A 20,468-nucleotide genomic window follows, 5' to 3' on the forward strand; every position below is an offset into this window, starting at 1 on the left:
TTTCTGCACTACTAAATAGGTAGGTATCATGCAATCAGATTCTTTTTTCTCTCTCCGAAAAAGCATCAGACAAAAAATCCGACAACTGCGTAAAAGCCTTTCCCCTGAACAACAACTGCAATTTGCTCTACAGGCTGCCGAGCGAGTCATAGTTCATCCAAGGATCCTCCAAGCGAAAAAAATTGCCCTGTATCTCTCTTTTGATGGAGAACTAGATACACGTCCATTGATTCAACAACTTTGGCAGCAAAATAAACAGGTTTACCTACCGGTATTGCATCCTTTCAGCCGGAATCACCTATTATTCTTGCATTATCAACCTGATACTCCTCTTGTCCAAAACCACTTTAATATAGAAGAACCGCGACTAGACGTCAGACAGGTTTTACCTATCTCTGAACTGGATATTATGTTTATCCCTCTGGTTGCTTTCGATCATACAGGGCAACGGTTAGGCATGGGAGGAGGGTTCTACGACAGAACACTAGCCAAATGGCAACAGCAAAATTTTTATCCGATTGGGCTAGTACACAATTTTCAGTTCGTTAATACGCTGCCCAGCACAAGCTGGGATATTCCGTTACCGGAAATTATCACACCAGAAAAAATATGGCATTGGTCGTAATAATTGCAGGGGATTGAGTTTAGCCGATTAGTCCAAAGGCTATTGTTTCTTCAATAGCCCTTATTTTATTTGGTTACGTGTTTTTCACCTAACTTACTTATTCACTTAAGTACAGCTCGCCTTAGTAAAGTAGACGGGAGCGGATCGTGCCAGGTAAGGCCTTCAATTGTTGCAAAACTAATTCAGCCTGGGCCGGATTTTGCGTCATGATATCGATAACCACATAACCAATATCACCTTCAGTACGCAGGTATTGTGCTTCAATATTGATTTCCTGATCGGTGAAAACCTGGTTGATGCTGGTTAAGATACCCGGACGGTTTTCATGGATGTGCAGTAATCGATTAGTATCCTTAGCATGTACTGGCAGTGAAACTTCCGGGAAATTAACCGCCGACAGTGTAGAACCGTTGTCAGAATACTTGACCAATTTTCCGGCGACTTCATAACCAATATTCTGTTGTGCTTCTTGTGTGGATCCACCGATATGTGGCGTCAGCAATACATTGTCAAATTTGATTAATGGGGAGACGAAAGGCTCGTTGTTGGTTGCTGGCTCCACGGGGAATACATCAATTGCAGCGCCGGCAATGTGCCCAATTTCTAGCGCTTCAACTAACGCAGGAATATCAATAACAGTACCGCGTGAAGCATTGATTAAAATTGAACCTGGTTTCATCCGCTCTAATTCTGCCGCACCAATCATATTTTTAGTTGAAGATGTTTCAGGAACATGCAGGCTCACGACATCACTCATATTTAACAATTCAGATAAGTGATGAACTTGTTGGGCGTTCCCCAGCGGTAGTTTATGTTCAATATCAAAGAAATAGACATTCATACCGATATTTTCAGCCAGAACACTAAGTTGTGAACCGATATGACCGTAACCGATAATGCCTAATTTTTTGCCACGTGCTTCATAACAACCCGCAGCCTGTTTGTTCCATTCTCCTTTGTGAGCTTTGGCATTAACTTCTGGAACACGACGCAATAGCAGCAGCAGCTCTCCCAATACCATTTCAGCCACTGAGCGTGTATTGGAGAATGGAGCGTTAAATACGGGAATACCGCGTTTTGCTGCGGCGTTCAGATCAACTTGATTAGTTCCAATGCAGAAACATCCAACTGCAACCAATTTTTCAGCGGCAGCAAAAATTTCTTCGGTTAACTGAGTACGGGAACGGATCCCCACAAATCTGGCATCGCGGATCGCTTCTTTCAGTTCTTCCGGTTCTAATGCGCCCTTATGATACTCAATATTGCTGTACCCTGCTGCCCGCAAATTGTCTACTGTGCTCTGATGAACACCTTCCAGCAACAGAAACTTAATTTTATCTTTTTCTAAAGATACCTTAACCATTTATCCGCCTTATTTGTACTAATTTTCGTAATGCCGATAGGTTTCACTAAAATAACAAAAAAAACGTCAACAGCAATACAATCGTTTGCCTGTAAAACAGCATAAGAAACAGTAAAAAAGTTGTTATGCAAAGTAAAAATTTTAGTTACGAGATAAATATAGAACTTTGAGTTAGAATTAGACAAATATACAATATATATATCTGAATTTTATTTTTTGAATATAAATCTGAAATTTTTTTAAGGGCAGAGTATTCTGCCCCCAACTAATAATTACTCTGCAATCGTTTTTACACCATTAGCTGTACCAATCAGTACGACATTCGCACCACGATTAGCAAATAAGCCAACAGTTACTACACCAGCAATAGCATTAATTTTGTTTTCTAATTCGATTGGGTTAAGAATAGCAAGATTGTGAACATCTAAAATGACATTACCATTATCAGTGACAACGTTCTGACGGTAAACCGGAGTTCCTCCTAATTTCACCAACTCACGGGCAACATAAGCACGTGCCATCGGAATAACTTCAACCGGTAACGGGAATTTACCCAATATATCAACCTGCTTGGATTCATCAATAATACAAATGAATTTCTTTGCCACAGCAGAAATGATTTTCTCTCTGGTCAGTGCAGCTCCACCACCTTTAATCATCTGCATGTTGCCATTGATTTCATCAGCACCATCAACATAAATGTCCAAAGAATCAACTTCATTACAATCAAGCACAAGAATGCCAAGACTTTTCAATTTCTCTGTCGATGCTTCCGAGCTGGATACTGCACCTTCAATTTTGTCTTTCATTGTACCCAACGCATCAATAAAATGGGATGCCGTTGAACCTGTACCAACCCCAACAATTGTTCCTGGTCTGACATACTCCAGTGCTGCCCAACCTACCGCTTTTTTCAGTTCGTCCTGTGTCATATCAATTACTGCCTATAATCAATTACAAGAAAAATCCAGCCGCCAGTATAAACAATATTTTATCTTATCCTGTGAAAAAATATGGCATAGTGCTACCTAGACCCAAAAATCTTTTGAGCACACAATATATTTTTGAGTCAACAACGGTTTCTGAACACACAATTTTGAACACGCAATCTAGTGCCCTGATAATCAAAGAGAAGAGTAAAAATGGAGAGCCTGATTTTCAATGAAACGCCCTGATTACCGATCCCTACAAGCGTTGGATGCCGTGATCCGTGAACGCGGTTTCGAACGTGCAGCACAAAAGCTTTGTATCACTCAATCCGCAGTATCCCAACGTATCAAGCAATTAGAAAACTTATTCGGTCAACCGTTATTGGTTCGTACCGTTCCCCCCCGCCCGACAGAGCAAGGGCAAAAACTGCTTGCGTTATTACATCAGGTAGAGTTGCTCGAAGCACAATGGCTCGGTGATGAAAATGGAAATGAGACTCCTCTGTTGCTTTCTCTTGCCGTCAATGCGGATAGTCTGGCAACCTGGCTCTTACCGGCCCTTCATCCCGTGCTCTCTGATTTGCCTATCCGGCTCAATATTCAGGTGGAAGACGAAACACGTACGCAAGAAAGCTTGAGGCGCGGGGAAGTTGTTGGTGCAATCAGTATTCAATCACAACCCCTACCAAGCTGTCTGGTGGATAAATTAGGTGCTCTTGATTATCTGTTCGTCGCTTCCCCTAAATTCGCTGAACGTTTTTTCCCCAATGGGGTAACTCGCTCAGCTTTACTGAAAGCGCCTGCTGTTGCATTCGACCATTTGGATGATATGCATCAGGCCTTTTTACAGCAATATTTTGATTTATCACCGGGCAGTGTGCCTTGCCATATCGTTAACTCGTCCGAAGCTTTCGTTCAATTGGCAAGGCAAGGATCGACATGTTGTATGATCCCCCATTTACAAATCGACAAAGAATTGAAGGCAGGTGAATTGGTTGATTTAACACCCGGTCTGTGTCAACGCCGTATGCTTTACTGGCATCGCTTTGCCCCGGAAAGCAGCGCTATGAGAAAAGTGACTGACGCCCTGTTAAAACTAGGACGCCAGACGTTACGTCAGGAAGATAATGAAGCTAATTAACGCTGTAATTCAAAAACTGCATCAACATGATCAGAAAACTCTATGCTCTGCGGTTCATAAGTTTCATCGGCTGAATTTTCCGCAGAAGCCGCAGACATTAGAGCTGATTTGAATTGCAGCCGACTCATTGGAAAAGGCACTGCTTCAGGTGGACGATAAGTGATGCTATATACGGAACCTAATTTACTGTTAAAACCTTTTGCCAATTCGGTTGCCTGTTGAATCGCATTCGCAATTGCTTTCTGTCTGGCTTCATCACGATAGCGCTGAGGATCGGCTACGCTGAACTGTACAGAATTAATTTCATTTAATCCCGCTCTCAAGGCTCCATCCAAAAGTGTATTCAGTTGATCCAACTTACGAACTTTAACTTCAACTGCGCGGGAAGCGTTATATCCCGTAAGAGTTGATTTGCCTGTTTTCTGATCATACTGATATTCTGGCTGAGTACGTATATTAGCAGCATTAATATCTTTCTTTTCGATACCATTTGCTTTCAAAAAATCAAAATATTTCGCAACACGCTCATCAACTTTTTTCTTTGCATCTGCCGCACTTTTCTGACTCACTTTCACATGGATCAACAAAGTCGCCATATCTGGAGCCGCTTTGATTGTCGAATTTCCAGAAGTTGATATATGCGGAGTGGATGGTAATTCCGCAGCCGAAGCCGTCATACATGACAAACTACCTACAGCTAACATAACAGCAAATATCAGTGAGTTACGTTTCACTAAAACCTCCTTTCGGATATACCCTTTATCTATCAGGTATACAGCAAATAAATAAGTATTTTCTACAGAATTCTCATATTAAGACAAGTTTCTTTCAGAAACATTAGCACACTATTTTTATAAAGAACCATATTTATAAAGAACAGTTTGAATTATAAAGAAGCATTTAAATTATAAAGAAATGTTTAATTTAATTAAAAATCTGTAATCCTTGCTTAAACAAATTCCATGCGATATACCACATCACACAACCAACAAATAAGTTAATGATGCGCTGAGATCGTGGCTGATTAAGAATCGGTGAAAACCATGCAGCCAGAATAGCCAATGCGAAAAACCAACTGATGGATGCGGCAACTGCACCGAGAGTAAACCACGGCCTGTGTTCTGCTGATAATCGTCCTCCAACGCTACCTAATACAACGAAAGTATCCAGATAAACATGAGGATTAAACCAGGTTACTGCAAATAATGTCACAATTACCCGCCAGCGGCTTTGAGCCAGAGCTTCTGGGTTCTGTCGCATTAAGCGGTCATCAGGTAAGCTCCCCTGTTTTTGAGCGAGTCCAGAACGATGTCCCTGATCCGAAACGCGTTTAAACGCCTCCATTATCCTGTTGATATCATGGCCCAATGTGTTCGTTGGTATCTGGCCTACGCCCTGAGCCTGCGCAATCTCGAGGAAATGATGGCGGAGCGGGGGATTGAGGTTGACCACGCTACCATCTCCCGCTGGGTTCATCGACTGGTTCCACTGATTGTCAAACGTTACCGACGCCGGATGCCTGCGGTTGGCGGCCGCTGGCGAATGGATGAAACCGATATCAAAATTAAAGGCCAGTGGCGCTATCTTCACCGGGCGGTGGATTCGGCCGGCAATACGGTAGACTTCCTGTTGACCGCCAACCGGGATGCCGATGCCGCCCGTCGCTTTTTCAACAAGGGCATTCGTCAACACGGACGACCGGAGGTCGTGACCCTCGATAAAAGCGGGGCCAACAAAGCGGCGCTGGCTGGCCTCAATGCGGGCAAGCCGAAGAAAAATCGTATCAAAATTCGGCAAAGCAAATACCTGAATAACCTGATAGAGCAGGATCATCGGCGGATTAAACGGCGTATCCGCCTGATGCTGGGGTTCAAAAATTTTCGGCAGGCACAGACCCTGCTGGCGGGCATAGAATTGCTTTGCATGCTCAGCAAAGGTCAGTATGTGCAACAGTACGGGATCTCGATTTCTCCCGCGGAATACTTCTATCTACTGCTCGCCTAAAAAATAATCACCGCAATTTTTGCTAATTTGCCGTCGTTAATGCGACAGAACCGAAATTAACGATCACCGGTGAGTCAACTTTCGAGAACGAAATAGGGGGCAAGTGTGGTTTGTAGCACGGCCACGAACGTCGACCAACCAACCCCACATTTACTCAGGCTTTCTCTGTTAATGCGACAGAACCCTAATTCTCTACGCTGCTCCTTCGAAAAAATGGATATCTTAGCTTACTACCGTCGGCTATTTGCAACAGTGTCGTTATAATTGGTCTTTATTTAACCTAAATAACCTTGCTAAAAATATGATATCTAGCCCTGTGTTATCACCATAGTTAATGTAATTAAATTTGGAATTTATCGCTGCCGAATAATTTCGGCAGCTTATTTTAATGGTTAAACAAATTTTTATAATTTATTTGTCTGTTAGTTTTTACTATTGTTTTTTCACTGAAAAAGTGATGGAAAATGCTTATTATCATAATTATCAGTTATATCATCAAGATATCCAATAGCTTCTCCATTTTCTTTTACAACGCTTATTTCAAATTGACCTGAATTATTTTCATAATAATCAGTTGCAGATAAAAAGATAAACTTTAATTCCCCCCCCATCTTCAGGGATTTCTTTATGAAGAACTCCATTTCCTATCTCGTAGATATTATTGCCAATTTTTGCTGCAAGAAAAAATTGCTTTGGATTACTAGGAGGAACAATAGGTAATACACCTTGGGGTGAAGATAGGTATTGATTGGGATTTGGATTACCTCCATTTGGTATATTCCCTGAGTAATCAGCCCACCCTGTAGCAACAACAGATATTACATCACCTTTATTTAGCATTATTTCTGTAGGGCTACCTTCTTTTGAATTAGCTAGAACTTTTCCAGTCCAATAATTTAAAGAACTCATGATATCACCTTTGTTCATTATGTTTGAAAATATAATTAAAATAATTAAATGATATATTAAATTATTTATTTTGTATATGAAAGTTAAATGAGATTATTATCAGGAAAAATAAGAGTTGTCTATTATTTTTTTTAATAGACGCTGGATTAGATTTTAAACTAGACAATGCGATGGATTTACATTCGGTGAAATATATGTAATATTTTTCTCTGTCAGTATTGTTAATCGGGGCTATACTGACAAAGAGGGGAATTTAATGAGAACAACCTAATATTTTTACATTCTTATTATTTTTGATAAACCATTTAATTATATTTATAATAAAAAACATTAGTATTTTACAAAAATTAAATAGTGTTTTGATTTTTATTTTATGCTAGTATGTATTTTAACCAATAAGTGCAATTTCTAAGAAAGGCGGTAAGTTGCTATAGTAGGCATTTCATCTTTCTCGCCAAAGGAAAATGCACTATGGCCTATACACAACTTACCTAAATAGAAAGATATCAGATTTCCAGTTTAAAAGAAGCCGGTTTTAAACAACGTTTTATTCTTCTTTTTTTATAACGAATAAAATAAAGTGTCACACACTTTTTTTATGCCTTCGTGTAATTTTTAACAAAACAAAAATTATAACTTCAGGATAGATAATTGACGTATCGTGTAGTCGATGCATATCCGGATTTTCAGTCCGTTAATCTCTAATTATAAAGGTGACGTTATGAATTATAATGTAGGTGGATATATTTATACACCTAAAAACCACGATGAATCTGTTGCATCCATATTACGTAATTATGATGATCAAGATAATTCAGAAATTAGTGATGCAAGAGTCTTATCAGTAACTGATACGGTAGACAATATTTCAGATATTTTGTCTTTTATTGGAACTTCATTTAGTACAGTAGCAGCTGGAAAATCAGCATTTCCATTAATAGGTAACAAAAAAATATTCAATATAACTTGCATTCACATAATAAGTGCAACATCGTTACAAACGAAGTAAATGAGTGGGTATTCCTTTAAATAACTCATTTGGTGTTTTGTAATCTCGTGTTTTACGAGGGCGATTATTTAATCGGTTTGCCACAAGGTTAACCTCTCGCTCTGATACCTTATTAAAATCGGTTCCTTTGGGAAAGTAATTTCTGATTAATCCATTCGTATTCTCATTTATCCCTCTTTCCCAAGGGGAATACGGGTGAGCAAAATAAATTTTTGTCTCTAAATTTTTACTGATAAATTCGTGTTCGGCAAATTCGAGGCCGTTATCAAAAGTAATTGTTTTAACTTTATGTTTTATCAATGATAAGTATCTTGTTACCGCTTTTGCGACACCTTCTGCTGTTTTATCTTCAAGTTTAATGATGATAGTAAATAACGATTTTCGTTCAACTAAGGTCAATAATGCACTTTTATGATCTTTGCCAACGAGAGTATCTCCTTCCCAATCACCAATACGCTGCTTTTTATCAACCCATTTTGGGCGCTTTTCAATGCTGACTCTGTTTTTGATTTTTCCTCTTCGTTCATAACTTCCATAGCGTTTACGATACGGTTTTTTAGCAATCCTGAAATGCTGCCATAAATCACCACCATTAAGCTTATCCTTATAAATCAATCTATAAACTGTTTCATGATGCAAAGATATTATATTTTCCCTTTTGAGATAACCGACTGTTTGTTCAGGGCTTAAATCTTGCCAAATTAGCTGTTTAATCAACTTTGTGATCTCTGGTGTAACTTTGACTGCTTTTACAGCAGCATAGCGGCGCTCTGAGGCTTTAAGCTGAGCCTGTTTAGGACAGTATTTCTGTGCTTCCCGGTTTCGTCTCAATTCCCGGCTAATCGTTGATGGGGCTCGATTGAGCGACGTGGCAATAAAGCGTTGTGTAAAACCGGCTTCTTTTAAACTGAAAATCTGATATCTTTCTATTTCGGTCAGTTGTGTATAGGCCATAGTGCATTTTCCTTTGGCGAGAAAGATGCCTACTATAGCAACTGACCGCCTTTCTCAGAAATTGCACTTATTAGTCGAATCCAAGCTATATTTAAACCACGTGAATTTTCAGATTCTGATATTGAGGTTATTGAGTTATCAGAAAAATATGTGAGCAAAGGATATAATGATGAGCTTTATAAATATTATGTTCGTTTTCATGAAAAAAATGATATAAAAACAGGGGCAGCATCAGGTGAGGAAAATTTATTTTTTTATTATAAACAATCAGGAAATTATAAAGTTTGTGGAACATCAACAGATATGTCTGTTCAATATTGTGAAAATAAAACATTTATAGCTAAGTTTTCATTCAGTTCATCATGGACCATTGAAGTAACATCAAAAAATCATCAAAAAATCGGAGTCTGTTTCTGGCTTTATCGCGTATGGCATGGAGCTCTCTGGCAGTATAATGAATGGCAAAAACCTTATAGTTTTTATCTATATGATCAGTATGGTAACTCTGTAAATATCAGGGTGAATGTTACTGGAGGAGGAACTTCTCTTGGGTTCGAAGTTATTAAACATTAGTTGTAGGTGCTATTCCACGCATTCGTGGGTCGTGACGGGGTTCTGTCGCATTAACGACGGCAAATTAGCAAAAATTGCGGTGATTATTTTTTAGGCGAGCAGTAGATAGAAGTATTCCGCGGGAGAAATCGAGATCCCGTACTGTTGCACATACTGACCTTTGCTGAGCATGCAAAGCAATTCTATGCCCGCCAGCAGGGTCTGTGCCTGCCGAAAATTTTTGAACCCCAGCATCAGGCGGATACGCCGTTTAATCCGCCGATGATCCTGCTCTATCAGGTTATTCAGGTATTTGCTTTGCCGAATTTTGATACGATTTTTCTTCGGCTTGCCCGCATTGAGGCCAGCCAGCGCCGCTTTGTTGGCCCCGCTTTTATCGAGGGTCACGACCTCCGGTCGTCCGTGTTGACGAATGCCCTTGTTGAAAAAGCGACGGGCGGCATCGGCATCCCGGTTGGCGGTCAACAGGAAGTCTACCGTATTGCCGGCCGAATCCACCGCCCGGTGAAGATAGCGCCACTGGCCTTTAATTTTGATATCGGTTTCATCCATTCGCCAGCGGCCGCCAACCGCAGGCATCCGGCGTCGGTAACGTTTGACAATCAGTGGAACCAGTCGATGAACCCAGCGGGAGATGGTAGCGTGGTCAACCTCAATCCCCCGCTCCGCCATCATTTCCTCGAGATTGCGCAGGCTCAGGGCGTAGGCCAGATACCAACGAACACATTGGGCCATGATATCAACAGGATAATGGAGGCGTTTAAACGCGTTTCGGATCAGGGACATCGTTCTGGACTCGCTCAAAAACAGGGGAGCTTACCTGATGACCGCTTAATGCGACAGAACCGCCAATCCCAATTTCCCTCCATAATGTCAAAATCAACCGTTTCACCAGTACCAGCGAGGATGCGCTCATTGGCATTGATAATATTAGTCAGTCCGAGCATATCTCTAGCGTTGCCGGTAAAAGAAGACAGGCCTTGTGATAAATAACCGACATCACAAAAATGTTTTACACTGCCTTCTGAAGGTGGGATCTGTTGTGCCAATATTGATGCTAACCAAGATTTGCCAATACCGTTACGGCCCACTAAAGCGTGTTGTTCTGTATGCAAAAAAATATCAATATTAGAAAATAATGGGTTGATTTCACCAGAAAATTGATAGGTTATTTGTCTTGCTTCGATTAATGGTTGATCTTCATATTGCATGAATGATTTTTCCTCAATCTTTAAGATGTAAAATGCTTATTTTTAATTATTGGGCAGAGCCTTATTTGCAATTTTTCCTGTTCATTTCCCAAGTTACCTCACAGTTGTATTTTCTAATTATTGCATTTAAATCAAAAATTTAACCATAAGTGTACAGTGATTGCCACTATGATGTAATTTGAAATCTATTGAGTATCTGTATACATAATATTCTCTTATCTGTGGAAGGTTTGGTAAAAAGAGGTAAGAAGTGACGCAGATCTCGTGATATTAATCCTGTGTTTTTCCCGTAAGGCTGCTTTATTATGGTTTGTGAGAAAGACTATTCTGGAAAAGCATTATGGAAAAAAAACATCTGCATATTGCGGCAGGAATTATTAAAGATAGCAATGATGAAATTTTTATCACCCAACGCCGTGCTGATTCACACATGGGGGGATTTTGGGAGTTTCCGGGGGGGAAGCTTGAACAGGGAGAAACACCAGAACAGGCTTTGATCAGGGAATTAAAAGAAGAAGTTGGTATCACGGTAACTCATTGTGAATTGCTGGAAACTATCACACATGAATTCTCGGACAGAAATATTACCCTTTACTTTTATTTGGTTGATCGGTGGAAGAATGAGCCATTTGGTAAAGAGGGGCAACCTTACCGTTGGATCCCGCAAACTGAATTAGTTGCTGATGAATTTCCACCAGCAAATCGCAGCATTGTCAATTTATTAACTAAAGATTGAACTCATTGAAACAAATATCGCGGTAGTGTCAGATGATTCGATACTACCGTGATATATTTTAGCGAAAAGCACCGTAAACTCTCGCCTAATACAGGCGGGAATATAAAATGTGATTACTAATCCGGTTGTTCACTCCAGTCATCATTTTCTGTGCTGTCGCCCTGGCTGGGGATTTTCTTTTCCTCATTAGCCCACTCGCCCAAGTCAATTAACTGACAACGTTTACTACAAAATGGGCGATGAGGGCTGATTTCACCCCATATTATTGTCTTGCCGCATGTTGGGCATGCGACAGTCAATACTTCAGACATTTTAGTTCTCTTCTCCTGCTTAGTTTGATTGATTATATTAACGGTTCTGTCGCATTAAGCGGTCATCAGGTAAGCTCCCCTGTTTTTGAGCGAGTCCAGAACGATGTCCCTGATCCGAAACGCGTTTAAACGCCTCCATTATCCTGTCGATATCATGGCCCAATGTGTTCGTTGGTATCTGGCCTACGCCCTGAGCCTGCGCAATCTCGAGGAAATGATGGCGGAGCGGGGGATTGAGGTTGACCACGCTACCATCTCCCGCTGGGTTCATCGACTGGTTCCACTGATTGTCAAACGTTACCGACGCCGGATGCCTGCGGTTGGCGGCCGCTGGCGAATGGATGAAACCGATATCAAAATTAAAGGCCAGTGGCGCTATCTTCACCGGGCGGTGGATTCGGCCGGCAATACGGTAGACTTCCTGTTGACCGCCAACCGGGATGCCGATGCCGCCCGTCGCTTTTTCAACAAGGGCATTCGTCAACACGGACGACCGGAGGTCGTGACCCTCGATAAAAGCGGGGCCAACAAAGCGGCGCTGGCTGGCCTCAATGCGGGCAAGCCGAAGAAAAATCGTATCAAAATTCGGCAAAGCAAATACCTGAATAACCTGATAGAGCAGGATCATCGGCGGATTAAACGGCGTATCCGCCTGATGCTGGGGTTCAAAAATTTTCGGCAGGCACAGACCCTGCTGGCGGGCATAGAATTGCTTTGCATGCTCAGCAAAGGTCAGTATGTGCAACAGTACGGGATCTCGATTTCTCCCGCGGAATACTTCTATCTACTGCTCGCCTAAAAAATAATCACCGCAATTTTTGCTAATTTGCCGTCGTTAATGCGACAGAACCATATTAACAGCAGGCCAATTCAAATGACAAATGCGTAGGTACAGTACCGTTTTCACTATCCATTGGTAAGAAACGGATAGCAAAACGGGTTTTGTGGCCGGAGATTTGTGGATAAATCAGTGAGTTCAGTACAATATCTAATTTTAATCTCAATAGATCCCCCTCATCAGCATTTCCTTGATAGAAACCGTTATGACTGATTTGCGCAGAGAACATCGTTGAGTGGCGTATCAACCCCAGAATACTTTCTAATGCTTGTTTTAATGGTAACAAACTGTTCAGCCAGGATTTAACTGTCTCATCCCGGATAGATTGTGGTAGATGCAGCCACAGATGTAATGTCGGTAAGTCAAAACTGCAACATCCTCCCGGGATGCTGAGCCGTTGACGCACCATGCTGATGATACGATCTTCTTTGATTTGCTGGCTAAGGCGCGGAGCATGATGTAATGCGATGCTCCGCTCTTTTAGCTGCTCCATCAGTTTGTGAATCATAGGAGTGTCCACATTAGGTGCACTAAACCATTGTTTTAATTTTATTTGTTGACGATCCAGTTCCTTTAATAATTCAGAGCGTACTTCACCACGTTCCAATATCTCAATTAATTCAGCAATCGTACGAAAAAATGCGAGGCTGTTTGCTTGTGAATCCAGATAGCACTGTTTTTCTAGCTGTTGTAGTGAAGATTCAATCCTCAACCATGAACGCATTTTCTCATTTAGTGGGTGTTCAAAAATAATAGTGGAGGTTGCATCACTCATTACGTTCTTCCTGTCTAACTAATTCTGCTTGTTTCAAATAGTTTTGATGTAATCCGATTATACGTGCAGCGAGATCTTGCTCTTTTTGATCGTTAAGGATGACATCATCCGCCTTTTCCAGGCGTTCTTGACGACTGACTTGCGCGGCCAGAATATTTTCGACTTGTTCACGGTTGACGCCATCACGTGTGATTGTCCGGCTGATTTGTATGTCAGGAGGAACATCAACAACCAAGATACGGTTAGCCAAGTGCATTAAGTTATTTTCTATTAACAGAGGAACGACCCAAATGACATAAGGATAACTGACCTGATTTAATTGCCGTTGTGTTTCTGCATGTATTAGTGGATGAAGAAGTGAGTTGAGCCATTGTTTTTCTTCTGGGGCTGAGAAAATCTTCTGACGTAGCGCGGCGCGGTTTAAACTGCCATCTGATAATAAGATGTCGGAGCCAAAGTGTTCTGAGATTGCTTGTAATGCGGGAGAACCAGGAGTAACAACTTCTCTGGCAATAATATCTGCATCAACAAGCGGGACACCAAGGGATGAAAATACATTAGAGATAGTCGTTTTACCGCTACCAATTCCACCTGTGAGTGCAACAATATAATTCATTCTATCCCTTAAAAGATTTCTGATAGCATATGCAAATTGTAACTCAAGGGATGCACATGGGCTATAAACAAACATGTATAATTTCGGTTCTTACAACCCTCGAGAAAAAATAATGATATTGAAAATATGCAAATTAAGCTGTTACATCAAAATAGTACCTAATTGAAAGATAGGCAGGTACATGGCGAGTAGTAGTAAGCCAACAATCACCGCCATAATCAGCATTAATACAGGTTCAAGTAATTGCACTAATTTATCAGCACAGTTGATAAATTGTTCTTGATACCATAACGCTAGATTACCCAAAAATACTTCAAGTTCACCTGATTCTTCACCAATTATGACAAATTGTTTACATAATGGTGGAAAACAGTCTTCTCTTTTCAAGGCACTGCTCATTGGTATCCCTTGCTGGATCTGTCGGTGAAGGCTTTTTATCCCCGTTATAAATAAAGGATGATGCGTTGCATTCAGTGCGCATTCCAGACCGCTGGTTAAGGTTAATCCTGCTTTCTGTGTCATAAACAGAATATGGAATATTTGGCTGGTATGTTGGTAGCTTGTGAGTTTTCTGAAAAGAGGGAGCTTCAGAAGAAGCATTTTTTCCTTTGAGTACAACACCGGGTATCGTAAACGTAGCCAAGAATAGAGGCTGACCAATATTAATATCGTTGTTAAAAATAGTATGCCCCAGTTAATCAGAAAGTCGGATGCTGACAAAACTCCCTGTGTTAATAAAGGAAGTGAGGCATTAAATGCAGAATATACCTGTTTGAATTCGGGCAGGACAACAATCAACATTAGCAAAATGACAAGGACTGTGATGAAGGCGATTATCAAAGGATAGCGATACGCTTTTCGGATCTTTTTATGCAGTATATTTTGTTGTTCTAATCTATCAATGAGTAGTTGGCAGCAGGTTTCGAGTTGGCCGGTTTGCTCTCCTACTGCGATAATTTGGCAAAATAAGGGAGAAAATAATCGGGGATAGTGTTTCAATGCGGTGGAAAATGGCTCTCCCTGGCTGATTTTTTGAATAAGATCTGTCAGTACACATCGCCAAATGATGTTTTTGCATTCTTGCAATAGGATAGTCAGCCCCTGCAACAAAGGGATACCTGATGTCAGTAATGTATTTAGTTGATGGATGAAATGCAGACGATAAGTAATTTCCTTTTCGCTGTAATAAATAAATTTTTTACATTTTATCGTATAAGGTTGTAAATCAAGTTGACTCAGGTACTGGAAAATAGAGTGTTTGTTTCGGCCAATACTTTCTCCTCTTATAATACTTCCTTTTTTATTAACTGCTTGCCATTGATAAATATATTCCATTTTCATTCTGTACTCTCTGCCTTAATATCTATTGGATACGTTTCTTGTCCTGTAATTTGATAAATCTCTTCCAGTGTTGTTGTGCCCTGTTCTACTAATTCCAATCCAGCAGAAAAAAGAGTTGTTTGCTGGTGTAAGATGGGCAGACAGGGAAATTTGTCAGAAGATTTTTCTGATAAAGCTTGCTGGAATTCAGGCTTGATTTCGAGAAATTCATAGATGGCTGTTCTGCCATAATAACCAGAAAAACAGTGTTCACAGCCGACGGCTACCCATTGCTGCACAGTAATTTGTTGTTTTATTTCTCTGTTTTCAAAATGTATGATCGTAGGTTCTTCCATTTTTTGTCGGCAATGAGGGCAAAGTTTGCGAACTAATCGTTGGGCAATAATTAATTTTACACATGATGCAGTGGTATAGCCTGGAATCCCAAGATTTTGCAGGCGAGATAGTGTGTCTATTGTGGAGTTCGTATGCAGGGTGGATAAAACCAGATGGCCTGTTTGAGCGGCTTTCATCGATATTTCAGCCGTTTCGTTATCACGAATTTCACCAACCATGATGATATCAGGATCTTGCCGCAGTAATGCCCGTAAAACTTTAGCGAAATCGAGTCCAATTTTGTTATTTACCTGTGTTTGATTGATGCCCGTTAAAGGAATTTCTACCGGGTCTTCAACACTACAGATATTCTTCTTCGCTTGATTTAAATATTTCAGGCAACTATACAATGTGATAGTTTTACCGCTTCCTGTCGGGCCTGTGACTATAATCATTCCCTGTGGTACACGAAGTTTCTGCTTTAAAAGCTGTAACTGGGACTCAGATAGACCGAGTTGTTCCAATGATAATTGGTGTATGGTGTTTAAAATTCGCAGAACAATTTTTTCTCCATACAGCGTTGGCAAGGTAGATATACGTATTGCATAACTGATTTTATGATCATTCCAGTTAAATTGCCCATCTTGCGGTTGGCGTTTTTCAGCGATATTAAGTTTTGCCATGATTTTTAAGCGAGCAGGAATACCCGTATTTATTTGAGAAGAGGGTGATGGCATAGAATGCAACACACCATCAACCCGAATGCGTATCCGATAGTTGTATTGAGAAGGCTCAAAATGAATATCTGATGCTCTTTTCTGTATAGAGATTGAGATTGTCTGATTAATTAACTGAATGACAGGCGTATCAATATTTTCGGTATAGCTGTCATTCAATTGTGCATCATTGTGGTTATTGTCTGGAATACCTAAGTTTTCTGTTCGATAGATTTCTGTTTCATCATTTTCAGCACAGTAACTTTCTGTACAAGGTATAAATGATCCTTCTTGTGTCAACATGGATTCAATTTTAGCTTTTGGCCAAATATCAAAATTAATTATTGCACCAGAAATAAAACGTAGTGAAGAAATGAACTCTTCATTAGGGGATTGGCTACAGGCAATAGTTATGGTGTAAGCATCCCTTTTTATAATAATTGCCTGATGTTTTTGGCAGAGTTCTTTGATTTTTCTTTCAATTAAAATATTTTCCGTGTTTTTCATTTATTATATTCCTTTGTTGTTTAAATAGATTAATGGTTTTAGTTTGTCCAAATCCCATCTTGGAAAACTGATATTTTTCCATAAGAATGCTTGATCATAGATTGCAATTATTAACTAATGACTAAATTAATGACTTTTAAAACTTCAGTGTCTCCTGACATTTTATTTTCAATGATTCGTTTTCGGCATTACATACCGTTTGCCAATGTGTAATACCTGTTTTAATGTCCTGAATTGGTTTTAAGATGGCATTGAGTCCATTGAGATTTTGTTTACCAACGATAGTTATTTCTCCCATTTTTACAGTTATGGTACTGATATAACGGCTATTGTGACCAGATGGAATGGATGTATGGCCAGTGTTGCATTCTTTGTAGCTTTCTGTTTCAAAATGGCAAATTTCAACACCGGATTTATAAGGTACAATTGCCTGGAGCACATCGGTTAATGCAGCCTTTTGAATATAGCCTTGATAGCTGGGAATACCAATTGCACCAAGGATAGATACAATTGCCATCACAACCATGACTTCCATTAATGTAAATCCTTGTTGATTCATATTATCTCCTTTTTATTTTCTTCTTTTATGTGTTTTTCTGCATATTCTCTCTATATTTTTTCAGAGCAATGCATGATTTTTAATATGAGTTGGTGCTAATAAGGATGGAGATTTTTTTTAAAAAGAAAATGGTGTTAGTACATTTTGTGGAAATGGTTCGAAAAGATAACTATTGATTACATTTTTTACCGGAAAATTTTCGAGCCTACTCGCAAGTGAAAGCACGAGCGAAAATATCTTTCGATTGAAAATGCTAACATACTGATCTGTTACATTTTGATCGGTTGTCTTCCAATTTAGTGGAAAAATTAGCGATGAAACAGTTCGATGGAGTAAGAGAATGAAGTTAAATGAAGGGTGGATTGACGATGCCAGAAAAGTTACTTCTCCACATTATGATTTGCGCCCGGAAAGTGAAATCCCATCATTACTTGTCATTCATAACATTAGTTTACCACCTGGTAAGTTTGGCGGGCCGTATATTGATCAGTTATTTATGAGAACGTTGGATCCCGATGAAGATCCTTTCTTTGAAGAGATAAAAGGGCTGCGTGTTTCTGCTCACTGTTTGATTCGCCGGTTCTGTCGCATTAAGCGGTCATCAGGTAAGCTCCCCTGTTTTTGAGCGAGTCCAGAACGATGTCCCTGATCCGAAACGCGTTTAAACGCCTCCATTATCCTGTCGATATCATGGCCCAATGTGTTCGTTGGTATCTGGCCTACGCCCTGAGCCTGCGCAATCTCGAGGAAATGATGGCGGAGCGGGGGATTGAGGTTGACCACGCTACCATCTCCCGCTGGGTTCATCGACTGGTTCCACTGATTGTCAAACGTTACCGACGCCGGATGCCTGCGGTTGGCGGCCGCTGGCGAATGGATGAAACCGATATCAAAATTAAAGGCCAGTGGCACTATCTTCACCGGGCGGTGGATTCGGCCGGCAATACGGTAGACTTCCTGTTGACCGCCAACCGGGATGCCGATGCCGCCCGTCGCTTTTTCAACAAGGGCATTCGTCAACACGGACGACCGGAGGTCGTGACCCTCGATAAAAGCGGGGCCAACAAAGCGGCGCTGGCTGGCCTCAATGCGGGCAAGCCGAAGAAAAATCGTATCAAAATTCGGCAAAGCAAATACCTGAATAACCTGATAGAGCAGGATCATCGGCGGATTAAACGGCGTATCCGCCTGATGCTGGGGACAGACCCTGCTGGCGGGCATAGAATTGCTTTGCATGCTCAGCAAAGGTCAGTATGTGCAACAGTACGGGATCTCGATTTCTCCCGCAGAATACTTCTATCTGCTGCTCGCCTAAAAAATAATCACCGCAATTTTTGCTAATTTGCCGTCGTTAATGCGACAGAACCTTTAATAAACTGAAACAGCGCCGGAAAGTATCATGTGACGGAATACGGTTCTGTCGCGTTCCCCTTATTATTCTATATTTACACAAAACACCCATAAAAGGGGTTTATATGTGAATGTATAATTGGTATGATAGCCATCTATACACAAAAAAACCATATCAAGGGTATAGCTGTGGAGATAATGGAATGGATAGGATTACAGCAATTAACACATTAGACAAGTTCAGCAAAATGGGAAAACGTATTTTCCTTTTGCGGGATTTGGAAGTTATCTTTGCTGACGACCCTCCTCGGACACTGCAAAAATCTATTGATCGCCTCATCAATGCCGGATTGCTAGTCCGTATCACCAAAGGTGTTTATGCGTATGCGCGGGATGGTCTGGGGTCTTATCCGCTGGAGACAATTTCAACAAATATCCGTCGTGGCGAATACAATTACGTCAGCCTAGAATCGGCGTTGTCTCAGTATGGCCTGATTTCACAAATTCCCATCGACCGACTGACGATTATGTCTACTGGCAGATCGGGAGAATTTGAAACGCCGTGGGGAGTTATTGAGATCACCCACACCAGCAGGGAGCCAAGCGAAATTCTGAAAGGAACATTGGAAAACCGGGGACCACTGCGCATCGCAAGAAAAGAAACGGCTCTTCGTGACTTGAAAAGAGTGGGGAGAAACATGCACCTGGTTCAAATGGAGGAATTTGCGCATGCCTGAGCACGTCAATTTTAACGCCCTTGTCGATGAGGTCATTACCCAAGATGGGCTTGCCAATATCAGGCCTGTCGTGGAGAAAGAGCTGCTGCACTATGACATTCTGTTTTGCCTCGCTAAAGACGGTTTGCTCAGGGAAATTACCTTTCAGGGCGGCACATCGTTAAGACTCTGCTATAGTTCCAACCGATTCAGCGAAGATCTAGATTTTGCTGGTGGCCGTGACTTTTGTTCAACGGACATGAATAGGATTAAGGAGAGCGTGGAAAGTTATCTGGAGGCGCGTTATGGGATTGAAGTCACGGTGAAGGAACCCAATGAGCTTCGAAAGGAGCCGGAGTATGCCGATGTGAAAATCGATAAATGGCAAATCTCCGTCACAACAGCCCCGGAAAGAAAAGATTTACCAAAGCAACGCATCAAAATTGAGATCGCCAACGTTCCGGCGTATACAAGAGATGCGCGTCCATTAAAGCGGAATTACTCCGTGCTGCCTGATGGCTACTCCGAAACCATCGTATCGGTCGAGACACTGGCTGAAATCATGGCGGATAAGTTGATTTCGTTCCCTGTGACAACATCTCACATTCGCCATCGCGATATGTGGGATTTGGTGTGGCTGAAACAGCAAGATGTTGAGCCCGATTTAGACCTAATCAAGAGCAAACTATCAGATTATCGTATTACTGATTTTTACAAACTCGTTCAGGCACGACTGGACTCTATCGACAGCCTTATTGCTTCCGGTAACTTCCAGACTGAAATGAAACGATTTATTCCCGCGCCCGTTTACAACAGAACTATCGAGCAGGATCCTTTTTTACACTATCTCACAACGATCCTAAAAGAATTGCTAACGACTGTGCAAAAAGGATTGTACTCACCGGGAACCCGTACCGTTCCATTCAAAATGTAACGATTAAACCTGTAATCATTCTTAGCCCGACGGGTT

The 20,468-nt window shown here is 41.0% G+C and carries 23 protein-coding genes and 2 pseudogenes; 11 read left to right on the forward strand and 14 right to left on the reverse strand.

The genetic code is table 11. From position 1 onward, the window contains the following. The first annotated feature begins 28 nt into the window (after window positions 1-28). Entirely contained in the window at window positions 29-625 is a 597-nt protein-coding gene (locus tag HGO23_RS15355) for a 5-formyltetrahydrofolate cyclo-ligase (protein ID WP_209027178.1), read from the forward strand. 121 nt (window positions 626-746) lie between these two features. On the opposite strand, the gene serA is transcribed toward HGO23_RS15355, so the two are convergent. Both serA and rpiA read right to left on the reverse strand, forming a co-directional pair. Beyond that, window positions 747-1,988: a phosphoglycerate dehydrogenase gene (gene serA, locus HGO23_RS15360; RefSeq protein WP_099136376.1), complete on the reverse strand. Its 1,242-nt coding sequence runs from the start codon at window positions 1,986-1,988 to the stop codon at window positions 747-749. Window positions 1,989-2,260: 272 nt separating this feature from the next. After that, window positions 2,261-2,920, reverse strand: coding sequence for a ribose-5-phosphate isomerase RpiA (gene rpiA, locus HGO23_RS15365; protein WP_209027179.1), 660 nt, complete (start codon window positions 2,918-2,920; stop codon window positions 2,261-2,263). 229 nt (window positions 2,921-3,149) lie between these two features. Here rpiA and HGO23_RS15370 point away from each other — a divergent pair, with 229 nt between their 5' ends. Next, window positions 3,150-4,058: a LysR family transcriptional regulator ArgP gene (locus HGO23_RS15370; protein ID WP_209027180.1), complete on the forward strand. Its 909-nt coding sequence runs from the start codon at window positions 3,150-3,152 to the stop codon at window positions 4,056-4,058. Here the strand turns inward: HGO23_RS15370 and HGO23_RS15375 are convergent. Both HGO23_RS15375 and HGO23_RS19780 read right to left on the reverse strand, forming a co-directional pair. Then, complete coding sequence (locus tag HGO23_RS15375) at window positions 4,055-4,792, reverse strand: oxidative stress defense protein (RefSeq protein ID WP_209027181.1); 738 nt, start codon at window positions 4,790-4,792, stop codon at window positions 4,055-4,057. The genes HGO23_RS15370 and HGO23_RS15375 overlap by 4 nt on opposite strands. A gap of 190 nt (window positions 4,793-4,982) precedes the next feature. Further along, window positions 4,983-5,534 (reverse strand): LysE family transporter, encoded by a 552-nt coding sequence (locus HGO23_RS19780; RefSeq protein ID WP_244967825.1) that lies wholly within the window; start codon window positions 5,532-5,534, stop codon window positions 4,983-4,985. On the opposite strand from HGO23_RS19780, the gene HGO23_RS15385 reads away from it, so the two are divergent. Beyond that, the gene (locus HGO23_RS15385; RefSeq protein WP_244967826.1) at window positions 5,418-6,062 is read left to right on the forward strand and encodes an IS6 family transposase; all 645 of its coding nucleotides are present in this window, start codon (window positions 5,418-5,420) and stop codon (window positions 6,060-6,062) included. The genes HGO23_RS19780 and HGO23_RS15385 overlap by 117 nt on opposite strands. 570 nt (window positions 6,063-6,632) lie before the next feature. Here the strand turns inward: HGO23_RS15385 and HGO23_RS15390 are convergent. Continuing rightward, a complete protein-coding gene (locus HGO23_RS15390; protein WP_209027183.1) occupies window positions 6,633-6,971 on the reverse strand; it encodes a LecA/PA-IL family lectin in 339 nt (112 codons plus the stop codon). A 721-nt stretch (window positions 6,972-7,692) separates the two neighbouring features. On the opposite strand from HGO23_RS15390, the gene HGO23_RS15395 reads away from it, so the two are divergent. Then, window positions 7,693-7,980, forward strand: a complete 288-nt coding sequence (locus HGO23_RS15395) for a hypothetical protein (protein WP_209027184.1) — start codon at window positions 7,693-7,695, stop codon at window positions 7,978-7,980. Here the strand turns inward: HGO23_RS15395 and HGO23_RS15400 are convergent. Beyond that, window positions 7,966-8,934 (reverse strand): IS30 family transposase, encoded by a 969-nt coding sequence (locus HGO23_RS15400; RefSeq protein WP_209027116.1) that lies wholly within the window; start codon window positions 8,932-8,934, stop codon window positions 7,966-7,968. The genes HGO23_RS15395 and HGO23_RS15400 overlap by 15 nt on opposite strands. 150 nt (window positions 8,935-9,084) lie before the next feature. On the opposite strand from HGO23_RS15400, the gene HGO23_RS15405 reads away from it, so the two are divergent. Then, window positions 9,085-9,507 (forward strand): hypothetical protein, encoded by a 423-nt coding sequence (locus HGO23_RS15405; RefSeq protein ID WP_209027185.1) that lies wholly within the window; start codon window positions 9,085-9,087, stop codon window positions 9,505-9,507. A gap of 90 nt (window positions 9,508-9,597) precedes the next feature. On the opposite strand, the gene HGO23_RS15410 is transcribed toward HGO23_RS15405, so the two are convergent. Next, on the reverse strand, window positions 9,598-10,293 hold the full coding sequence (locus HGO23_RS15410) for an IS6 family transposase (protein WP_209027182.1): 696 nt from the start codon (window positions 10,291-10,293) through the stop codon (window positions 9,598-9,600). Between the two features lie 14 nt (window positions 10,294-10,307). Continuing rightward, entirely contained in the window at window positions 10,308-10,718 is a 411-nt protein-coding gene (locus HGO23_RS15415) for an ATP-binding cassette domain-containing protein (RefSeq protein ID WP_209027186.1), read from the reverse strand. Between the two features lie 340 nt (window positions 10,719-11,058). On the opposite strand from HGO23_RS15415, the gene mutT reads away from it, so the two are divergent. Continuing rightward, on the forward strand, window positions 11,059-11,454 hold the full coding sequence (mutT, locus tag HGO23_RS15420) for an 8-oxo-dGTP diphosphatase MutT (protein WP_099136355.1): 396 nt from the start codon (window positions 11,059-11,061) through the stop codon (window positions 11,452-11,454). A 116-nt stretch (window positions 11,455-11,570) separates the two neighbouring features. Here mutT and yacG read toward each other — a convergent pair whose 3' ends face one another. Continuing rightward, entirely contained in the window at window positions 11,571-11,765 is a 195-nt protein-coding gene (yacG, locus tag HGO23_RS15425) for a DNA gyrase inhibitor YacG (protein ID WP_099136356.1), read from the reverse strand. A 103-nt stretch (window positions 11,766-11,868) separates the two neighbouring features. On the opposite strand from yacG, the gene HGO23_RS15430 reads away from it, so the two are divergent. Continuing rightward, window positions 11,869-12,564 carry an IS6 family transposase gene (locus HGO23_RS15430; RefSeq protein WP_209027182.1) on the forward strand — a complete coding sequence of 232 codons (696 nt, stop codon included), beginning with the start codon at window positions 11,869-11,871 and terminating at the stop codon, window positions 12,562-12,564. 55 nt (window positions 12,565-12,619) lie between these two features. Here HGO23_RS15430 and zapD read toward each other — a convergent pair whose 3' ends face one another. The 5 genes from zapD to ppdD all read right to left on the reverse strand — a co-directional run bounded on the left by zapD (window position 12,620) and on the right by ppdD (window position 17,432). Then, complete coding sequence (zapD, locus tag HGO23_RS15435) at window positions 12,620-13,378, reverse strand: cell division protein ZapD (protein WP_209027187.1); 759 nt, start codon at window positions 13,376-13,378, stop codon at window positions 12,620-12,622. Further along, window positions 13,371-13,994: a dephospho-CoA kinase gene (gene coaE / locus HGO23_RS15440; RefSeq protein ID WP_209027188.1), complete on the reverse strand. Its 624-nt coding sequence runs from the start codon at window positions 13,992-13,994 to the stop codon at window positions 13,371-13,373. The genes zapD and coaE overlap by 8 nt, the downstream gene beginning before the upstream one ends. A gap of 141 nt (window positions 13,995-14,135) precedes the next feature. Continuing rightward, entirely contained in the window at window positions 14,136-15,335 is a 1,200-nt protein-coding gene (hofC, locus tag HGO23_RS15445; RefSeq protein WP_209027189.1) for a protein transport protein HofC, read from the reverse strand. After that, complete coding sequence (gspE, locus tag HGO23_RS15450) at window positions 15,332-16,873, reverse strand: type II secretion system protein GspE (protein WP_209027190.1); 1,542 nt, start codon at window positions 16,871-16,873, stop codon at window positions 15,332-15,334. The genes hofC and gspE overlap by 4 nt, the downstream gene beginning before the upstream one ends. Window positions 16,874-17,009: 136 nt before the next feature. Next, window positions 17,010-17,432: a prepilin peptidase-dependent pilin gene (gene ppdD / locus HGO23_RS15455; protein ID WP_209027191.1), complete on the reverse strand. Its 423-nt coding sequence runs from the start codon at window positions 17,430-17,432 to the stop codon at window positions 17,010-17,012. Between the two features lie 340 nt (window positions 17,433-17,772). Between ppdD and HGO23_RS15460 the strand changes: the two are divergent. The 4 genes and pseudogenes from HGO23_RS15460 to HGO23_RS15475 all read left to right on the forward strand — a co-directional run. Continuing rightward, a pseudogene (locus tag HGO23_RS15460) lies at window positions 17,773-18,012 on the forward strand (peptidoglycan recognition protein family protein); the annotation flags it as partial. Between the two features lie 59 nt (window positions 18,013-18,071). Beyond that, window positions 18,072-18,747, forward strand: a pseudogene (locus HGO23_RS15465) (IS6 family transposase). Window positions 18,748-18,985: 238 nt separating this feature from the next. Beyond that, complete coding sequence (abiEi, locus tag HGO23_RS15470) at window positions 18,986-19,519, forward strand: type IV toxin-antitoxin system AbiEi family antitoxin (RefSeq protein WP_086110732.1); 534 nt, start codon at window positions 18,986-18,988, stop codon at window positions 19,517-19,519. Continuing rightward, window positions 19,512-20,432 carry a nucleotidyl transferase AbiEii/AbiGii toxin family protein gene (locus HGO23_RS15475; RefSeq protein WP_209027192.1) on the forward strand — a complete coding sequence of 307 codons (921 nt, stop codon included), beginning with the start codon at window positions 19,512-19,514 and terminating at the stop codon, window positions 20,430-20,432. The genes abiEi and HGO23_RS15475 overlap by 8 nt, the downstream gene beginning before the upstream one ends. The last annotated feature ends 36 nt before the right edge of the window (window positions 20,433-20,468 follow it).

It is taken from the genome of Xenorhabdus budapestensis (assembly GCF_017743015.1).
Lineage (GTDB): Bacteria > Pseudomonadota > Gammaproteobacteria > Enterobacterales > Enterobacteriaceae > Xenorhabdus > Xenorhabdus budapestensis.

Bases quoted from the DNA above. Each gene is read 5' to 3' on its own strand.
- HGO23_RS15355 (WP_209027178.1), top strand. From the start codon at position 29: ATGCAATCAGATTCTTTTTTCTCTCTCCGAAAAAGCATCAGACAAAAA.
- serA (WP_099136376.1), bottom strand. From the start codon at position 1,988: ATGGTTAAGGTATCTTTAGAAAAAGATAAAATTAAGTTTCTGTTGCTG.
- rpiA (WP_209027179.1), bottom strand. From the start codon at position 2,920: ATGACACAGGACGAACTGAAAAAAGCGGTAGGTTGGGCAGCACTGGAG.
- HGO23_RS15370 (WP_209027180.1), top strand. From the start codon at position 3,150: ATGAAACGCCCTGATTACCGATCCCTACAAGCGTTGGATGCCGTGATC.
- HGO23_RS15385 (WP_244967826.1), top strand. From the start codon at position 5,418: ATGGCCCAATGTGTTCGTTGGTATCTGGCCTACGCCCTGAGCCTGCGC.
- HGO23_RS19780 (WP_244967825.1), bottom strand. From the start codon at position 5,534: ATGAACCCAGCGGGAGATGGTAGCGTGGTCAACCTCAATCCCCCGCTC.
- HGO23_RS15390 (WP_209027183.1), bottom strand. From the start codon at position 6,971: ATGAGTTCTTTAAATTATTGGACTGGAAAAGTTCTAGCTAATTCAAAA.
- HGO23_RS15395 (WP_209027184.1), top strand. From the start codon at position 7,693: ATGAATTATAATGTAGGTGGATATATTTATACACCTAAAAACCACGAT.
- HGO23_RS15400 (WP_209027116.1), bottom strand. From the start codon at position 8,934: ATGGCCTATACACAACTGACCGAAATAGAAAGATATCAGATTTTCAGT.
- HGO23_RS15410 (WP_209027182.1), bottom strand. From the start codon at position 10,293: ATGTCCCTGATCCGAAACGCGTTTAAACGCCTCCATTATCCTGTTGAT.
- HGO23_RS15415 (WP_209027186.1), bottom strand. From the start codon at position 10,718: ATGCAATATGAAGATCAACCATTAATCGAAGCAAGACAAATAACCTAT.
- mutT (WP_099136355.1), top strand. From the start codon at position 11,059: ATGGAAAAAAAACATCTGCATATTGCGGCAGGAATTATTAAAGATAGC.
- yacG (WP_099136356.1), bottom strand. From the start codon at position 11,765: ATGTCTGAAGTATTGACTGTCGCATGCCCAACATGCGGCAAGACAATA.
- HGO23_RS15430 (WP_209027182.1), top strand. From the start codon at position 11,869: ATGTCCCTGATCCGAAACGCGTTTAAACGCCTCCATTATCCTGTCGAT.
- zapD (WP_209027187.1), bottom strand. From the start codon at position 13,378: ATGAGTGATGCAACCTCCACTATTATTTTTGAACACCCACTAAATGAG.
- coaE (WP_209027188.1), bottom strand. From the start codon at position 13,994: ATGAATTATATTGTTGCACTCACAGGTGGAATTGGTAGCGGTAAAACG.
- hofC (WP_209027189.1), bottom strand. From the start codon at position 15,335: ATGAAAATGGAATATATTTATCAATGGCAAGCAGTTAATAAAAAAGGA.
- gspE (WP_209027190.1), bottom strand. From the start codon at position 16,873: ATGAAAAACACGGAAAATATTTTAATTGAAAGAAAAATCAAAGAACTC.
- ppdD (WP_209027191.1), bottom strand. From the start codon at position 17,432: ATGAATCAACAAGGATTTACATTAATGGAAGTCATGGTTGTGATGGCA.
- abiEi (WP_086110732.1), top strand. From the start codon at position 18,986: ATGGATAGGATTACAGCAATTAACACATTAGACAAGTTCAGCAAAATG.
- HGO23_RS15475 (WP_209027192.1), top strand. From the start codon at position 19,512: ATGCCTGAGCACGTCAATTTTAACGCCCTTGTCGATGAGGTCATTACC.